The sequence below is a fragment of the Kitasatospora sp. NPDC001132 genome, from assembly GCF_053598415.1.
Window position 1 is genome coordinate 554,219 of the sequence record NZ_JBSFKF010000001.1, and the last position, 15,506, is coordinate 569,724.

At 70.4% G+C, this 15,506-nt stretch carries 16 protein-coding genes and 1 pseudogene; 3 read left to right on the forward strand and 14 right to left on the reverse strand.

All coding sequences use genetic code 11. The features are described from left to right. Position 1: 1 nt before the first annotated feature. From ACWDBE_RS02200 to ACWDBE_RS02250, 11 genes are all read right to left on the reverse strand, one after another. The gene (locus tag ACWDBE_RS02200) at positions 2–415 is read right to left on the reverse strand and encodes a hypothetical protein (RefSeq protein WP_449806961.1); all 414 of its coding nucleotides are present in this window, start codon (positions 413–415) and stop codon (positions 2–4) included. A 10-nt stretch (positions 416–425) separates the two neighbouring features. Continuing rightward, positions 426–2,288: a glycoside hydrolase family 15 protein gene (locus tag ACWDBE_RS02205; protein ID WP_449806962.1), complete on the reverse strand. Its 1,863-nt coding sequence runs from the start codon at positions 2,286–2,288 to the stop codon at positions 426–428. A gap of 84 nt (positions 2,289–2,372) precedes the next feature. Next, the gene (locus ACWDBE_RS02210) at positions 2,373–3,875 is read right to left on the reverse strand and encodes a LuxR C-terminal-related transcriptional regulator (protein ID WP_449806963.1); all 1,503 of its coding nucleotides are present in this window, start codon (positions 3,873–3,875) and stop codon (positions 2,373–2,375) included. 70 nt (positions 3,876–3,945) lie between these two features. Then, complete coding sequence (locus tag ACWDBE_RS02215) at positions 3,946–4,452, reverse strand: response regulator transcription factor (protein WP_449806964.1); 507 nt, start codon at positions 4,450–4,452, stop codon at positions 3,946–3,948. Between the two features lie 129 nt (positions 4,453–4,581). After that, positions 4,582–5,970 (reverse strand): hypothetical protein, encoded by a 1,389-nt coding sequence (locus ACWDBE_RS02220; protein WP_449806965.1) that lies wholly within the window; start codon positions 5,968–5,970, stop codon positions 4,582–4,584. Beyond that, positions 5,967–6,353 (reverse strand): roadblock/LC7 domain-containing protein, encoded by a 387-nt coding sequence (locus ACWDBE_RS02225; protein WP_449806966.1) that lies wholly within the window; start codon positions 6,351–6,353, stop codon positions 5,967–5,969. Before ACWDBE_RS02225 ends, ACWDBE_RS02220 begins: the two co-directional genes overlap by 4 nt. Before the next feature lie 293 nt (positions 6,354–6,646). Then, positions 6,647–7,531 (reverse strand): phosphotransferase enzyme family protein, encoded by an 885-nt coding sequence (locus tag ACWDBE_RS02230; RefSeq protein WP_449806967.1) that lies wholly within the window; start codon positions 7,529–7,531, stop codon positions 6,647–6,649. Continuing rightward, a complete protein-coding gene (locus ACWDBE_RS02235; RefSeq protein ID WP_449806968.1) occupies positions 7,528–8,814 on the reverse strand; it encodes a helix-turn-helix domain-containing protein in 1,287 nt (428 codons plus the stop codon). The genes ACWDBE_RS02230 and ACWDBE_RS02235 overlap by 4 nt, the downstream gene beginning before the upstream one ends. A 119-nt stretch (positions 8,815–8,933) precedes the next feature. Next, the gene (locus ACWDBE_RS02240; RefSeq protein WP_449806969.1) at positions 8,934–9,200 is read right to left on the reverse strand and encodes a DUF397 domain-containing protein; all 267 of its coding nucleotides are present in this window, start codon (positions 9,198–9,200) and stop codon (positions 8,934–8,936) included. After that, positions 9,197–9,427, reverse strand: a complete 231-nt coding sequence (locus tag ACWDBE_RS02245; RefSeq protein WP_449806970.1) for a DUF397 domain-containing protein — start codon at positions 9,425–9,427, stop codon at positions 9,197–9,199. The genes ACWDBE_RS02240 and ACWDBE_RS02245 overlap by 4 nt, the downstream gene beginning before the upstream one ends. Continuing rightward, complete coding sequence (locus ACWDBE_RS02250; protein WP_449806971.1) at positions 9,424–10,299, reverse strand: helix-turn-helix domain-containing protein; 876 nt, start codon at positions 10,297–10,299, stop codon at positions 9,424–9,426. The genes ACWDBE_RS02245 and ACWDBE_RS02250 overlap by 4 nt, the downstream gene beginning before the upstream one ends. 415 nt (positions 10,300–10,714) lie before the next feature. Here ACWDBE_RS02250 and ACWDBE_RS02255 point away from each other — a divergent pair, with 415 nt between their 5' ends. Further along, a complete protein-coding gene (locus ACWDBE_RS02255) occupies positions 10,715–12,469 on the forward strand; it encodes an SUMF1/EgtB/PvdO family nonheme iron enzyme (protein ID WP_449806972.1) in 1,755 nt (584 codons plus the stop codon). Here the strand turns inward: ACWDBE_RS02255 and ACWDBE_RS02260 are convergent. Then, the gene (locus ACWDBE_RS02260) at positions 12,464–12,892 is read right to left on the reverse strand and encodes an NUDIX domain-containing protein (protein ID WP_449806973.1); all 429 of its coding nucleotides are present in this window, start codon (positions 12,890–12,892) and stop codon (positions 12,464–12,466) included. The two genes, ACWDBE_RS02255 and ACWDBE_RS02260, sit on opposite strands and share 6 nt — an antisense overlap. Positions 12,893–12,936: 44 nt before the next feature. Here ACWDBE_RS02260 and ACWDBE_RS02265 point away from each other — a divergent pair, with 44 nt between their 5' ends. Further along, on the forward strand, positions 12,937–13,761 hold the full coding sequence (locus ACWDBE_RS02265; RefSeq protein WP_449806974.1) for an NTP transferase domain-containing protein: 825 nt from the start codon (positions 12,937–12,939) through the stop codon (positions 13,759–13,761). A gap of 39 nt (positions 13,762–13,800) precedes the next feature. On the opposite strand, the gene ACWDBE_RS02270 is transcribed toward ACWDBE_RS02265, so the two are convergent. Both ACWDBE_RS02270 and ACWDBE_RS02275 read right to left on the reverse strand, forming a co-directional pair. Next, positions 13,801–14,277 carry an MmyB family transcriptional regulator gene (locus tag ACWDBE_RS02270; protein ID WP_449806988.1) on the reverse strand — a complete coding sequence of 159 codons (477 nt, stop codon included), beginning with the start codon at positions 14,275–14,277 and terminating at the stop codon, positions 13,801–13,803. A 66-nt stretch (positions 14,278–14,343) separates the two neighbouring features. Next, positions 14,344–14,697, reverse strand: a pseudogene (locus ACWDBE_RS02275) (helix-turn-helix domain-containing protein); the annotation flags it as partial. Between the two features lie 316 nt (positions 14,698–15,013). Between ACWDBE_RS02275 and ACWDBE_RS02280 the strand changes: the two are divergent. Continuing rightward, positions 15,014–15,457 (forward strand): SDR family NAD(P)-dependent oxidoreductase, encoded by a 444-nt coding sequence (locus ACWDBE_RS02280; protein WP_449806975.1) that lies wholly within the window; start codon positions 15,014–15,016, stop codon positions 15,455–15,457. Positions 15,458–15,506: the final 49 nt, after the last annotated feature.

The window sequence follows — 15,506 nt, forward strand, 5'->3', positions numbered from 1 at the left end:
GTCAGGGGAGTTGTTGCACGTCTTGGTCTCCGAGCCCGCGCAGCAGGGAACGGGCGGTCTCGGCTGCGGGCGCCGGGCCGCCGACGCCTCCCGCGCGCAACTGGACGAGGAGCTGTCCGTCCGGGTAGCGCTTCGCCTGGTGGTGGCCCCAGCGCGAGATCAGAGCACTCTTGCCGATCCCGCCCGGCCCGGTGATGACGATCACCGGAGCGGTGCCCTCCGGCAGACTGGCGAGCATCCCGTCCAGGACGGCGACATCATGCTCGCGGTCGGTGAACACCCTGGTGACCGCTGCGAGTTGTCGTGGCACTTGCCGCGGCGGCGCGGTGCTGTGGAAGTGGATGTCACGAACCTGGCTCGCCTGGACGGCGTGGTGAACGCGGGCGCCGTCGATGCTGTTGGAGACGGTCGGCATGGATCGGTCGTCAGAACGAGGCAACGGTGCCGCCCCGGGGACTCGGAAGGGGAGGAGCGGACGGCATGCGGAGGGCGACGGCGGCGTTGACCAGCGCGAGGTGGCTCAGCCCCTGCGGGGTGTTGCCGAGCTGGCGGCCGGTAGCGGGGTCGTACTCCTCGGCGAGGATGCCGACGTCGTTCCGCAGGGCGAGTAGCGCGTCCATGCGCTCGCGGGCCTCGCCGGTGCGACCGATCAGCGCGAGCGCGGAGGCCAGCCAGAACGAGCACGCGAAGAACGCGCCCTCCTCGCCGGTGAGGCCGTCCGCGTTGGCGTCGGCGTTCGGCTGGGTTCGGTACCGCAGCACGAGGCCTTCGTAGGTGGCGAGTTCACGTTGGACGGCCTCGATGGTGCCGATCACCCGCTTGTCGTCGGGCGGAAGGAAGCCGGTCTGTGGCAGGAGCAGCAGGGAGGCGTCCAGTTCGCGGCTGCCGTAGGACTGCGTGAAGGTGTTGCGCTCCTCGTCGTAGCCCTGGGCGAGGACGGTGGCGTGGAGGAGCGTTGCGACCGCTCGCAGCCGGACCAGGGCGGCCCGGTCGTGGTCCGGCCGGCGCTGCAGGAGCCGGACGGTCCGGTCGATCGCGACCCAGGCCATGATCTTGGAGTGGGTGAAGTGACGTTCGGGCCCGCGGATCTCCCAGATTCCACGGTCCGGCTCGTGGGCGATGGCGGCGACGAGTTCGGCCAGCCCGAGCAGCAGCGCGTCGGCGGCGGCATCGGGTTCGAGGCCGGTGTCCTCGGCGGCCAGCAGGGTGTCCGCGACGTACCCGAAGACGTCGAGCTGGAGCTGGCCGGCCGCGCCGTTGCCGATCCGTACCGGGCGGGAGCCCTCGTAACCGGGTAGGTGGTCCAGAACGGTCTCGGTGAGACCGCTGCTGCCGTCGATCCGGTACATGATCCGTGCGGTGGTGGGGTTGCCGATCGTGTCGACCAGCCACGTCCGCCAGGCACGCGCCTGCTCCAGGAAGCGGCCGGCACGCAGCAGCTCCCGGAGGGTGAGCGCGGAGTCGCGCAGCCACGCGTAGCGGTAGTCCCAGTTGCGTTCGCCGCCGATCTGCTCCGGCAGCGAGGTGGTGGGGGCGGCGACGACCGCGCCGGTCGGCCGGTGGATGAGGGATCCGAGAACGGCCGCGGAGCCGAGGACGGCGTCGCGGTAGGGTCCGGTGTAGGTGACACGGGCGTTCCAGTCGGCCCACTCCCGAAGCGTGTCGGCGAGCGCCTGGTCGGCGTCGGGTACGGGCGGGACCGGGTCGCCGACGTTCTGCCAGGTCAAGGCGTAGGCGGCCTGCTGTCCCTCGGTCAGGACGATCTCGGAAGCGGCGGCTCCACGCCGTCGGGACCGGTGGGAGGGGCCGTCCAGCCACAGGATCGCGCCCCGGTGCTCGGCGGTGAAGCGTCGGGCGCCGTCGGGTCCGGTGACCTCGCGCAGGGCGGCGTGGGTGCGACCGTAGTCGGGGGCGACGACGATGCGGGAGGTGATGCTCACCCGACCGCGCAGACACCTGGCGATGCGGATCACCTGGGAGGGGCGCTCGGCTTCGGACGCGGGCATGAACTCGGTGACCTGCACGGTGCCCTCGGGGAGCTCCCAGACCTCGTCCAGGACCAGGCCGCCGTTTCGGTAGGCGCGGTGAGTGACGGGGAGGGGCTGAGCGGAGGTGGGAGAGAGCGACCAGTAGCCGTGGCGCCGGTCGCCGAGGAGGCTGGCGAACACCGCCGGCGAGTCGAACTCCGGCAGGCACAACCACGGGATCGAGCCGTGGAGGTCGACAAGGGCTGCGGAGCGGCCGTTGCCGACCGGGGCGTAGCCCTCGATCGGGAGGGGAACGGGCATGCGAAATCCTGGTGTTGGTGGAGAGGGAGGTGGTCAAGGGCGGGAGGGGTGTGCGTGGGCTGCTTCAGTAGCCGAAGGCCGGGTTCACGCCACCGGCCATGTCGGCTCGAGGTAGTGGGTGGGGCTCGCCGGGGCCAGGGTGACGATCCCGGTGATCACGGCGACGGCCGCAGCGTGGGTGCGGCTGCCGCGTCGTGAGAGCGCACGGACGACTCGTCCCTCGACCGCGCGGGCGGTGCGCAGGCTCAGTCCGACGCCGTTCGCCCCGGCCTCGCTCAGCGTCCCGGTACACATCAGGGCGGCCACGGCCCGCCCCGCCTGATCCAGTTCGGACAGGTGCGCGGGCAACTCGGTGCGTAGCCGCTCGGTGCTGATCGCCTCCGCCGTGATCAGGCGGACGACGAGGTGGGCGTCGTCCACGGCGGCGGCGCGTCGGCGTAGGTCGGCCAGGCGGGACTGGACGAGGTAATCCCCGGCATGGACCCGGTGACCGATCTCGGTGACGCTCAGCCCCTGGGCGGCCAGTTCGGCGATCTGGCGTTCCAACGCGTTCAACTCGGGCTGCGGAGCGCGCCGGGGCCCGGTGCCCGGCACGATGCTCGTGGTCGTCAGGATCCGTTGGAACCCGGCTTCTCCCGCCACGGGCGCCTGGTCGGCGGTGCACGCGATCAGCAGTTCGTCCATCGGTGTCCCGAGCAGGTGGGCTGCTTCCAGATAGGCGGCGGCGCCCCCGTATGCCCCCTGGCGGACGGCGCACGACCAGGCCGCTCCCAGGCCTACCGCCGTGACGGCACGGTCGGAATCGACTGACGTGGAGGGGAGCACCAGGGCGCATGGAAGACCGAGGGCCAGCGCCTGGTGCACCAGTCGCACGATGGCCGACGCTGCTCCGCGGGGCGGCGCCCCGGCCAGGACTTCTGCCAGCGACGGCACCTCCGGCAGGCCCGCCAGCGCACCGAGGTGCACGGCCAGACCATGCGCGGAGCGCAGCATCGCGACCGCGCGCTCCAGTGGATCAAGGCGCTCGGGTCCGGCTTGCGCTTCGCCTTCGGGCGCGGACGCACCGGTGCCCTGCCTCGTCCGGTATTGCGCGGTGCCGGACTGGCCCCAACCAGCCGTCCTGGGCGTGATCAGGTCGGCCAGGGTGTCCCCGGCCGGATCGATCAGCTGGTGTTCGAGCGCCTGACGGACGGCGACAACGCGCTTGGAGGCACCGAGCGCGTCCAACACGGCATCCTCGTAGAGTTCCGCCGCGCCATCCCGGACCTCCAGCGCGCGGGCGACGTCGCGGCGATTCCCACCCTGCCCCCAGATCCGCAGGATCAACTTCTGCTCGTCCGACAGCACCGGAGCAGCACCTACCGGGGCCGAGCGGGGGAGCAGACCGGACTGCCACGCCCGCACGAAGGCGTGGACCCGGTTCGTCGTCTCCAGCCGGTCGTACACCTGCCGCAGGTAACCCTTGACGGTATCGACGCCCAGATTCATCGCCGCGCCGATCGCCGCGTTCGTCATCCCGAAGCCGGCCCTGTCCAACACCGCGACCTGCTGCGCGGTCAGAGCCGTGGGCGGCACCTTCGTCTGCATCAGCCGATCACTCCGACCACGGGATTCAGCGGCACCCTGGGACCTCCGGCAATCCGGATGCGGCGCGGCATCAGCGCGCCCCCGCCGGCTGCCGGAGCTCGCCGAGCCTCACGTCCGGCCAGTCGGCGCCCAGAGCCCGCAGCGACACCAGGCCGGTCAGCACGGCCGCCGCGCTCGCCTGCTCCCGCGACCGAACCCCGAGCGTCCGCAGGATCGTCTGGACGTAGGTCTTCACCGTGTTCACGGTCAGCCCCAGCCGCTGTGCGATGGTGGCCGCGTCCTCGCCGCCGACCAGACCGGCGAGGACCTCGACCTGCTGCGCGGACAGCGACTTGCCGGTGGGGTTCAACGCGTGCACGTCCGTCACCACGCCCCAGCCCGCGCCCAAGGCGGAGGCGTGGAAGCGCGACTTCGCACCGACCTTAGCCAGCAGGGCGAGGATTGCCGCACCGACCTTGGCCTCCTCGATTCCGGTGGCGCGGCTGGTCGCGCCGAACAGGGCACCGCAGGCCACCTGTCGCAGAAGAAGGACATCGGCGTCGGACAGATCGGGCTTGGTGGGGATGGGAGCGGGCATGGAGGACCTCCAACAGGAGCGGGGTCGTGACGGGTGTGAGGTGAGGCAGGGGCTACCGAGCGGGCTTCGGCTGGTCGAGAGCGGCCAGCAACGAGGGGCCGATCCGCCGGGCGGCCTGGGAGCCGATGGTCAGGACGAGGTCGCCCTGTTGCACGAGGCGGCAACCAGGTGCGCGGGGCCTTGTCGGTGCAGGTCGGGCTCGAAGCGGATCAGCGTGCCGGTGGAACCGGCGTTGAGGATGGATTCGCTCCCGTCGGCGTGGTTCTGACCGCGGGGGAACGTCGAGTGGACGGGAAGCAGCACGGCCTGGTCGGCGGCGCCCAGAGCTTCGGCGATCAGACCGGCAAGGGCGTTCGACCGAAGGTGCCCGGACGGCTCGTACACCGCCACGACCGCGCCCTCGGTGAGCATCCGGGCACCCTGGAGGTCGGCAGCGATTTCCCTAGGGTGCACAGCCCGGGACTCGACGACATCGATGCCGCCGTTCGAACCGAGCCGGGTCAGCGAGTGTTCGACGCCCGCGAACGCGCTCAGCCCGTCCACCAGTTCCTGGCCGGGAACGCCGAGTGCCCAGCCCGCGGCCCACGCCGCCGCCACGGCCATGGCGTCGTTCGCTCCGGTGACCGGAACGGTGAACGTGTGCTGCTCGCCGCCGGCCTGGACGGTGACGCGGTAGTGGTCCCCGGTCCAGAACTTCCCGAGGACCTGCACGTCCAGGTCGGTGCCGCGACCCACGGTCACCACCCTCGGCCCGGGGCGCCGGTGCAGCCGGTCCACAAGCGCTTGGCAGCCGGGCTGGGCTGCCCACACCACCACGGTGTCGCTGCGCCTGGCGAGGGCCTCCATCTGGTCCAGCGCCTCCTCCTGGTTCCAGAAGGCCGGCGGCGCCGCATCCACGGCGGTGACCAGCGTCACCGTCGGGCTCAACCCTTCGCCGAGGGTTCGGAAGCGCCAACCGGGCGGTGAGGTCTCGTGGCTGGAGCTGTCCGGGCAGAGGTCCACCACCAGAACCTCTCCGCCGCCGTCGTAGCCGGCGGAGTCCCCCTTCGGAGCCTCCGCGAGGATCCAACCGGGATCGCGGCTGACGAGCGCGCAGGTGAGCGCGGCGGCAGCCATGGTCGTCGAATGGCTACCGGCGACGGCGACCGTGATCGGTGCCGTGCCGGCCAGCAGCTCGACGGCCCGTGCGTAGCCCATCATGGGCAGGCCGTGGCCAGCGATGTGGCTGGTGATGTCGTGGGTCACGGTGTTGTCGCCGCCCCAGATCAAGGAAGCCGTACCGGGGGCGGCCGCGCGGAGAACGGCCCCGCGGCGCTCAAGCTGCTCGACCCACTCGGGACGAAGGCAGGCCTGCACGGGCGAGATCGTGACCCGGGCGTGGCGCCGGGCGAGGTAGGAGGCCAGTCCGGCCATGCCGGGGCTGAGCGGGTCGGGGATGTGCACGGTGCCGAGAACCTCGGGCAGTGGCAGCGGGCGTCGGGGGCGGGCGGGGCCCTTGGCGGGGGAGATCGGGTTCACGCCGCAGCCCCCACGGCGACGGCGCTGTCAGCCAGTTCGACGAGCCGGGCGGCGACATCGCCCAGCTGCGCGTTCTTCTCGCACACCACGGCGAGCATCGAGTGGTCGTTGGCGCCGACGAGGATCAGCGTGCGGCCGGACCGGTCTTCGATCACGCTGTGACCCCAGGGACCGGGGTGGGCGGTGCGACTGCCGATGATCTCGGCGCTGCGGTTGCTCACGGCGAGAAGCGCCGCCATGACGGCCGCCCAGCGGTCGGCCTCGTCTTCGTCGACCCCGGGTGAACTGCCGAGGACCAGCCCCTCGGGGCTGACGTGGATGGCGGCGATGGTGCCGGCGATGCCGGTGACCAAGTCCTTCAGGAACTGCGGATGGCGCAACACGTGAGCCTCCTTGGCCAGAGCGAACGTGGGGGGTGGGGTCGAAGCGCGTGGATCGGCTGGGACCCGGTGGGATCGCCGGGGTGGCGTCTCCCACACGTTCAGAGTGGCCAAGGGGACAGTGGGAGTGGGAGGGGGTGGATGGGGACAACTCCGGGACGCCCCGGTTGTCCCCATCAATGGAGCCGGGTGGGCTCGAAGGCCGACACGAACCGGGGGCAGTGAGGCGCGATCCCACCCTCATCGGCGAACGGGCGATGTGGCGCGGTCGGAACCCGGTCCGGATGACTACGAGATCAGATGACGGTCCAGCCCCAGGGCCGAGCACCCTCCCGGCCTTGGATGCACGCGAGGCGATAGTGGGCCTGGTCGCGATGCCGCGCGGGGTCGGCCGCGGCGAGTTGGAGGGCGAAGCAGGTGACGCGCAGCTCGCGGATGTCGCGCAGGACCGGGTAGCTCGGCCACTCCGTGACGTCGTCGCCGTAGGCGGTGCAGATCGCCTTGTACTGCTTCGCCGTCACGCTGCCGAAGCTCGTGAAGCCGGCCGCCATCGTCGCGAGGTCGTACTCGCGCCGTCCTCGCGAGGAGCGCTCGAAGTCGAGCAGGTACGTGGTGGTCGCGGTGACCGCGGTGTTGCCGCCCCAGGCGTCTCCGTGGACCACGCAGAGCGGCCGGCCGGCGGGAAGCTCGTCCCACGCGGCCTGCAGCTCGGCGAGGTACCCCCGCAGCCAGCGGCGCTGGTGCTCGTGGAGGGTGACCGCTTCGTCGATCCGTTCGGCGAGCCGGACGAGTGGATCGAGGCGGCCGAGATCGATGTCCTCGGGCACCGGCAAGTCGTGCAACCTGCGGAGAAGGGGCGCCATGTCGGCGCCAGTGCCCGGGCGGTGGGGCGGCAGTTCGTGCCAGAAGGTGACGGGCCGGTCGCCGACGAGGACGGGAGCGGAGAGCGCTTCCAGCGGACGGACGACCGGAAGGCCGCTGTCGTGGAGCCACCGGGCTATCGCGATCTCCTGCACCGCCGCGGACTGCTGGCCACTCCGGGCGACGCGGGCCACCACACCGTCAGGGAGACGCCACAACGCGTTCTCACCCAGTCTGATCAACTCGGCGCCGTCGGCGGCCAAACCGGCGTTGGCACACGCACTGAGCAGGATGGCGTGGGAGTCGCTCGCAGGGGTCACTCGCCTACCGTAGCGGCGATCTGGTGGCGCAGGACCTGGAGCCTGGTGTGCTGTCCGTACCGAAGCGCGAGCTTCGCCAGATCCTGGAGGTCCCGTGAAGCTCGGTGCGAACGGAGCTGGGCGACCTCGGCCACGGCCCGCTCGGCCTCCGGCAGCGCGGCGTCGGGGTACCCCGTGACCAGCAGCAGGCCGGCGAGCTTGGTACGGCTGAACGTTCTGGAGCGGGCGAACGGCTGGGAGTGCCCGTCGACGGCCGTCCTGAGCCGATCGAGGGCGTCGTCGACCGTGTGCCCCGCGAGTGCGAGGTCGTAGACGGCGTGACCGGTGTCGCCGTGGTGCTGGGCGTCGTCGTAGTAAGTCATCCAGCGCGACTCCTCGGCGGCCTGGAGCTGGGCGTACGCTTCGTCGGACCGTCCGATGGCCGTGAGAGCGGCCTGGGGGTTGCCCAACCTGGCGTGCCCTCGCGCCGCGGCGTTGTGCAGCATGGCGCGCTCGGCCGGGGAGAGCCGGTCGGACCGAACGAGGCCCAACTCCGCCAGGGTGACGCCGTCGTCGTAGTGCTCGCACCAAGTGGCGAGCCGGGAACGCAGGTTGTACGAGACCGCGCGTGCGGACCAGTCGCCTGCCTCCTCCGCGAGGTCGGTCGCCCACCGAAGGCGCCGGCCGGCCTCGGCGAACTCTCCCGCGTCGAGTAGAACGGCACCGGCGGCCGAGGCCAGACGGCTCACGGCGGTGAGCAACTCCGGTCGCAAGGCGCCACTGCACGGCGCCGAGGTGAGAGCCTCGGCCCACCGGAGCTGTGCGACGGCTGTCTCCCGCACGAGTCCGCCTCCGCCGTGCAGGTTGTCCCAACTACGCAGGACCGCGGCTGCGGATCGTACGTGGGCCACGTCCCCCGGGCGCACCGTCGCCCCTGGCTCCGGACCGATGGGTGTCGGGACGACGACAGGGACGGGGACGTTCGAAGGCCCCGCGGAGGGGGTCGGCGTCGTCGTGACGGCGGGGTCGCTCCCGCCACGGGGGTCCACCCGCATGTACACCAGCACGAGGCTGCGGGTGAGCGCTCCGCCGGTGTCCAGAGCGACGTCGAGCGCCTCGGTGTGATGCTGCAGGCACCTGCGTTCACCGCGCTCCATCTTGCCGATCAGGTCGCCGCTGAGGTGGGCCCGTTCGCCGAGCTCGTCCTGACCGAGGCCCCTCAGCGTGCGCCACTGTCGGATCTCGTTGCCCAGCCACTCCTCAGGCGAACGCTCCGGATGGAGCGTGTTGGGTCGTGCCGCCACCTTGGCCCCCTCAACCCGGGATGGGGACAAGCTCGTTGTCTCCATCCCGGGGAAGATCTCTTACCTGGACAGGGAACCAGTGGTTCCCTACATCTGTCGCAACGGATCCGGCGCCTTCGTCAACGTCGGTCAGCCTGGTGCTCGGCCTCGTCGAGGTCCGGTTCGAACTCGCCGTCCTGGCATCCTCGGACGAAGGCGATCCACTCCGCCGAGGTGAAGAAGAGCACCTTCCCCGTGGCCGAGTGCCGAAGCGCAGTGGCGCCGTCCGCAAGGCGCGCTACCTCCAGACGGTCCGCGGGATCGCTGCCCGGGGCCGCCATCCACCGGGCCGTGCGGAGGTCGAGCGTGTAGAGGTCGGCCTTGGCAGCCGGCACGTACGTCGTCACGCTTCTTCCAGGGTGCCGGCCACGAGGGCGCGGACGAACGAGCGCACCTGATCGGCGCCGGATCGGAGCGCCGGGATCTCCGGGTTCTTCGAGTCGCGGATGGCGATGGCCGGCAACCCAGGGACGGCCGCCACTTCGACGCAGTTGCTGTTGTTCGCGGTGTAACTGCTCTTGTGCCAGCGCACGTCGTCGAGCGGGACGGCGTAGAGGCGGTTCGTTTCGATCATGATGCGGTCAGTCTTCTCTCGGTCTGTTCGATGAGCGTCAGCGACTCCTGGGGGCCGAGGGCGGCACGCAGGAGGTAGGTGTGGAGACGGGCAAGACGCCGAAGTCCAAGCGCGTCGTCAACCACGATCGTCCCCGTGACGGCCTCGGCGAAGGCGGTGTCCGGCGCATCCTGGCCGTTGCCCTGGAACAGGGTGAACGCGCCGGTCAAGGCGCCTTCGGCTCCTCGGTCGAACGGGACGACTCGAAGGTCCACGGTCTCCAAGCGGCAGACGTCCTGGAGGTGACGGAGCTGCGCTGTCTGAACCGCCGCTCCTCCCACCTCGAACTCCAACGCCGCCTGGGTGATGACGGCCGTCAGTCGAAGGGGGACCTCGTCATACAGGCGACGCTGCCTCATTTGCTTGACCTCGACCAGGCCGTCGACCTGGTCCGGGCCGAGTGCCGCGAATCCGACCTCGGTGACGGCGCGGGCGTAGGCCTCGGTCTGCAACAGGGCAGGTATGTACGCGATCTGGTACTCGGCCGCGGAGGCGGCCTCGTGCTCGTAGGAGATGAACTCCGTGTACCTGCTGCTGAGGACGTCCGCGTAGGCGTCCCACCACATGGCCGTGCGCGCCCGTCCTCGACGGAAGAGCGCCTCCAGGTGGTCCCGGTCCGGCTCCGAGACGTCGAAGAGGTCCATGAGGGCCTCGAAGTCGGCTGGGGTGGCGCTGCGCTTGCCGGTCTCGACCCGCGTGATCTTGGAAGTGCTGCACCCGATCCGGTCGCCGACCTCTTGGGCTGTCCAGCCGACGGCTTCGCGTCGGCGCCGCAAGTCGGCGCCGAACCTGCTGCGCGCAGCGAGGGGCTGCTGTGGGACGGCTGGCGCCATCGATCCCTCCACGAAGCCGTGATCCAAGGGCTCTGTCGATGCGTCAGCTTAGCGGCTGCGTGTGCACGGCACATGTGCGGCAAGAGAATTGGCATTTTGCCAGTCACCTGCTTGACGGCGCGAGGGGGAGGCGGGAACCTGATGGCGGTGACGCACTGCATCGACTCAGATGCGGATTGCCACCCCTCATTTGCTTGCTCCCAGCGACCTCGTGACGTCTTGCCGAGGTCTGCCCCAGGGTCCCCACCTTCTCCGTCCCTCAGGTGACCAGCCGGTGGAACGACCCGCTCTCGGTCTTGGTGCGCCCCGCCGCGTTCGTCTCGGTCGGGCACACGTCAGTGTCCGTTCTGCGGGGGCAGGCGCAGGCCATGGCTACGGCGGCGACGCCAAGTTGCCCCATTGGAAGGCGAGAAGTGTGAACCAGGAGACGCGAACGGACTCGTCCCGAGGGGACGGCGTGGCGGAGGGCGCGCTGGTGGAGCAGATCGTGAAGGCCACAGGCCGCACGGGCAGCGCACCGCTGCTGATCCTCGGCGCCTTCGAACGTGTGGGCTCGAACTGGGTCAGCGACCAGCTTCGAGCCTCGATGCAGCAGCACAACGAGCCCTTCCGGCAGCAACTCGGAGCGGCGCACCCGATGTCGGCCCTGAACCCACGGCCGGAGTCCGAGCTGACCGCCCTCAATCGGCACCACCTGGCCTGCGCACTCCACGACCTCCACGGGGAGCATCGGCACGCGGTCAAGGAGACCAACCTGTTCTTCGCGAACAGGTCGGTCACCGGGCTGCTGCCGGACTCCCCAGTCCTGGTCCTCACCCGTGCACCGCTCGGCATCGCCTCCTCGTTCGAGCGCGGTGGCCTGTGGCGGCGCTGGGCCTACGCGGAGCGCTACCTCGGCCTGGCCCGCACTGCCAGGACGCCGCGATGGCGGGACTGGTCGCCGCTGCTGCCCCTGGACGATCCGCAGCCGCCGGTGGCGCTCGCCCGGATGATCGCCGTCAACGCCCTGCTGCTCGCCGAGGCATTGCGTGCGGACCTCGCCGGATGCGGACGTCCTCTTGCTCACCTGTCGTACGAGCGACACGTCACCGCGCCTGCGGAAGTCCGGTCCGGGCTCGCCGAATTCCTGGGCGTCCGCCCGACTACACCGTCCGGTGAGGCGAAGCGTGGGGATGGCGGGCACTTCGACACCAGCCGGTCGAAGAGCGAACTGGTCGCCGAACTTCCGGCGAGCAGCGCCGCTTTGGTCCGTCATCACGTCGCCACCGCTCTGGCCCGTGCCACCGCGATCGTGGACGCGGCGACGGTGAAGACCGCGAGCCACTGGCTGGCCGGGGACGACGAGTACGAGCTGCGGGAGCCCCGCGAGCGCACTCGGCGGCCTGCGGGCGCGCCGGCGTCGGCGGATCCTCGGCCGCCGAGCGTGGGCTACCGTCGCACGGGGCTGAGCCCGGTGATGTGGCGCAATCTGCTGATCTCGAACCTGGAGATGGCCGACCTGCTGAACGCCCTGCTGGAGGCTGGCCTGGAGAACACCCGGCACGGCACGCACCTGCTGATCAATCCGATGCCGCACGAGCGCGGCGGCCGCCTCCACCAGGACCAGGGTCGAAGGTGGAGGCCCAGCCCCGGGTTCGAACGACACCCCGCCTACTGGGTCACGTGGTTGGGCGCCGCCGCGCTCGCAGCCTGGCACGGTGCACGGCTGCCCACCCGCGAGGAGGCCCTCGCCGCGGTCGCCATGGCGGGTCCCGGATACAACACCGGCTATGCGTTCGGAGACACCACCTCGGTGGTGGAGCCCGGCAGGGGCACCGCGCAGATCCACCACCTGACGGGAAACGTCCAGATCTGGTGCGCCGACGGGCCGGACACCGGCGACGAGCCCCCGCTTCGCCGGTACCTGTTCGGTTCCGCCTGGAACACCCCGGGCGACAGCGGGACGGTCGAGGAACACCGGTCGCGCTTCCTGCTCGGGTCCTCGCGCGGCGTCGGGGTGCGTCTGGTGCGCGGCCCGGACACCTGCGCCGCTGACGCGCTCGGTGCCTGGGAGATCGCGCAGCGGATCGTCGGCTGGATCGGCGACCTCGACGAGCTGGACCGGACGCCGGGCGAGCTGGACAGCCTCCTGGTGGACGTGCTCACCCGGCCCGCCGGCACGAGGTCATAGCCCGATGTTCGACTTCGGCCCCATGTACGAGCCGGCACCGGGCCAACCGGCCCTGGCCAGTTCCACGAACCGCTCGGAGAAGCCGTGACCGGGGAGGTCATCGACCTTCACCCACTCCACGCCCCGGATCGGCCGGGTGTCGGCACCGTCCGCGACGTCGCCGATACGGCCGCCAGTCACCTCGACCTCGAACGAGATGTGCACGACGCCGGCCGCGGTGACGTCGCAGACGTACAACAGGCGACCGACCTCGACGTCGAGTCCGGTCTCCTCGCGCATCTCCCGGCGCAGGGCCTGGGTCAGCGTCTCGCCGTCCTCGGCCTTCCCGCCGGGCAGGGACCACGTCCGGGGCCCCTCGGTGTCCTGGTTCAGCAGCAGCATCTGGCCGTCCCGCACCGCGATGCCCGTCACACGTGTATGCATGCGCGCACCGTACCGCGTCCCAACACCGCTAGGAGAACGGTCCGTTGAAGAATTCCCCCATCCCCGTGGTCATTGCCGCCGGTGGGCTGGGCACCCGTGTGGCCGGCTGGTCGCGAATGCTGCCCAAGGAGTTTCGCCCGGTCGGGGGACAGCCCGGCCTGCTCCACGTGCTCGAAGAGGCGGTGGCCGGCGGTGCCGAGCGCGCGGTCGTCGTGCACCACCCGTACTACGCGGGCTTCTACGCCTGGCCCTGCCACGCGCTGTCACCCGACGCCCACCGGCGCTACCAGGAGGCGGCCGGCACGCGACCGATCGGGCCGCCGCCGGCCGCCGGCCTGAACGTCGAGTTCGTAGCGCAGCGGGGACGGTACGCTGACCTCACGTCCGTGCTCAACGGGTCCGCCCACCTGCGCACCGGCAACCTGGTGTTCGCCTTCGCCGACAACATCGACCTCACCCACTCCGCGCTCGCCACCCTGCTGGACCAGACGGACCCCGAGCATCCGGCCGTGCTGACGGCACCCTTCGACGCGGCGGAGGCCGCTCGGCACGGCGTCGTCGTGTGCACCGGTGTCGGGCCGGTGCGGACCATGGCCGGCCTGGTCGAGAAGCCCGGTCCGGTCGAGGCGGCCCGCCTGCTGGACGAGCACGGGCAGGACAACCTGCGACTCCTCCAAGGCCCGGGGCGTGCCACCCCCGGCCTCGTGCACCACTTCGCGGCCACTGCCCGTCACGCCGGCCACGCGGAACCGAAGCTGTCCCTCGCCGTTGCCGGCTACGCCCGAAACCACGTTGTTCAGGTCGTCACCGCCGAGTTGATGGTGGACCTCGGCGCCCCCGAGTCATCCGCGGAAGCCGGCGTCGCGTGAGGTGCCGCTACCTCGGAGCGGCACCTCACGGAGCTGCGGTCAGACGCCGTGGAAGGCGACGATGAACCGCAGCTGCCGATTGCGCAGCGGGGCCAGGGCCATGATGCGGACGGGGACCTCGCCGGCGCCACCGTGCGGGATTCGCATGTGCCTGATGTCGCCGTCCGGGGGCTCGTAGAAGTCGTGCCGGTCCCAGAGCTCCTGGGCCTCGGGGCAGCCCTCCAGGATGTCGGCGACCAGCTTCTTCAACTGCTCGTTGTCGGGGTACTGGGCGGCGGCAGTGCGGATCTGGGCGAGGAAGGGGACAGCCCAACTCTCCTTCCAGTTGACCAGCTGCTCGCGGGCTCCCGGGTAGAGGAACGCCCACCGCATGATGTTGCGCTCGTAAACCCAGGGGTACATCTCCCGGGACGGATTGTTGTGCGCCACGACGTTCCAGGCGACGTCCGATATGTACGCGGGGTGGGGGAGCATCTTGTCGAGAAGGCGCTGCATGTCTGCGTCCATGGCGGCCATGGCGTCGGGCTCCGTGTCTCGCGGGGCGGGGGCGCGCCCAGTGGCGTGGTGGTACAGGGCGAGGCGTTCCGCATCATTGAGCCGGAACGTGAAAGCCAGACGTTCGAGAATTGCGTCGGAGAATTGGGCGGATTCTCCGGCTTCCAGCTTCGAGTACCACTTGACGCTGATTCCGGCCAGTCGGGCGACCTCCGTCTTGGAAAGTTCCCGTGTGCGGCGGGTGGGGCTCGTGACCAGGCCGGGGATGGAGTTGGGATCTGTCCGCTGACGCCAGCACTGGACCATGCTGGCGAGCGTCTGATCACGAGCCGCAAGGCGCTCGAAGTCGGTGCTGATGGCAACCGATTCTAGGCATCGCCGACGGGCGGGTCGGCGCCGACAGGCGTGTGGGGAAAGCCACATTGGCGCAATCGTGGGCATAGTCGTTTTGTTTTCAACTAGAGCCCGTTCTGGAGTGATGAATCATCATTTGACCAAGCGTTTGGGGTGGGCTGGTGACTAGTCGTCAATAGCCCCTGACCGCTTCTGTGATGGTGAAAGTTGGGGCGTTGCGGAAAATATCCGTTAAATTACTCTGGGTTATCTACGCGCGTAGTCTGGAACTCCGAGTTCGCGAACTCCGACTTCCGGAACTGGTACTTCTGGAAGTGAGAGTTCCCGTCGAGGGCTGGCATCGTGAGGGCCGCCGGGCTGCGGACGGACCGCTCGGCGACCCACACCACGAAGGAGAGTCCCCATGTCTCGCTCGGCCCTGATCGTCGGAGGTAGTCGAGGTATCGGCCTCGCAGTGGCGCAGAGGCTTGCCGCAGACGGCGCCACCGTGGCGGTCGCCTCCCGCAGCGGGCTCGCCCCCGAGGGGCTCCTCGGCGTGGAGTGCGACGTGACGTCCACCGAGTCCGTCGACGCCGCGTTCACGGCGGTCGAGGGTGTCCAGGGGCCGGTCGAGATCCTCGTCGTCAACGCCGGCATCACCCGGGACACACTGCTGCTGCGCATGTCCGAGGACGACTTCGAGGCCACCCTCCAGACGAACCTGGCCGGCGCCTACCGGGCCGCCAAGCGCGCCGCCCGGGGAATGCTGCGTGCGAAGCGCGGCCGGCTGATCTTCATCTCGTCCGCCGTCGCCATGACTGGTGAGTGGGCGTTCTGTGAGCATTTATCGGTCAGTGCTTGGTCCTGACGGCGACTCATCAGGGACCTGCCGAGATGTCGCATCAGGCGGCGCTCAG

Excerpts from the sequence above, each read along its gene's own strand:
- ACWDBE_RS02215 (WP_449806964.1), bottom strand. The coding sequence starts at position 4,452 with ATGCCCGCTCCCATCCCCACCAAGCCCGATCTGTCCGACGCCGATGTC.
- ACWDBE_RS02260 (WP_449806973.1), bottom strand. The coding sequence starts at position 12,892 with ATGCATACACGTGTGACGGGCATCGCGGTGCGGGACGGCCAGATGCTG.
- ACWDBE_RS02245 (WP_449806970.1), bottom strand. The coding sequence starts at position 9,427 with ATGATCGAAACGAACCGCCTCTACGCCGTCCCGCTCGACGACGTGCGC.
- ACWDBE_RS02205 (WP_449806962.1), bottom strand. The coding sequence starts at position 2,288 with ATGCCCGTTCCCCTCCCGATCGAGGGCTACGCCCCGGTCGGCAACGGC.
- ACWDBE_RS02210 (WP_449806963.1), bottom strand. The coding sequence starts at position 3,875 with ATGCAGACGAAGGTGCCGCCCACGGCTCTGACCGCGCAGCAGGTCGCG.
- ACWDBE_RS02250 (WP_449806971.1), bottom strand. The coding sequence starts at position 10,299 with ATGGCGCCAGCCGTCCCACAGCAGCCCCTCGCTGCGCGCAGCAGGTTC.
- ACWDBE_RS02270 (WP_449806988.1), bottom strand. The coding sequence starts at position 14,277 with ATGGCCGCCATGGACGCAGACATGCAGCGCCTTCTCGACAAGATGCTC.
- ACWDBE_RS02280 (WP_449806975.1), top strand. The coding sequence starts at position 15,014 with ATGTCTCGCTCGGCCCTGATCGTCGGAGGTAGTCGAGGTATCGGCCTC.
- ACWDBE_RS02200 (WP_449806961.1), bottom strand. The coding sequence starts at position 415 with ATGCCGACCGTCTCCAACAGCATCGACGGCGCCCGCGTTCACCACGCC.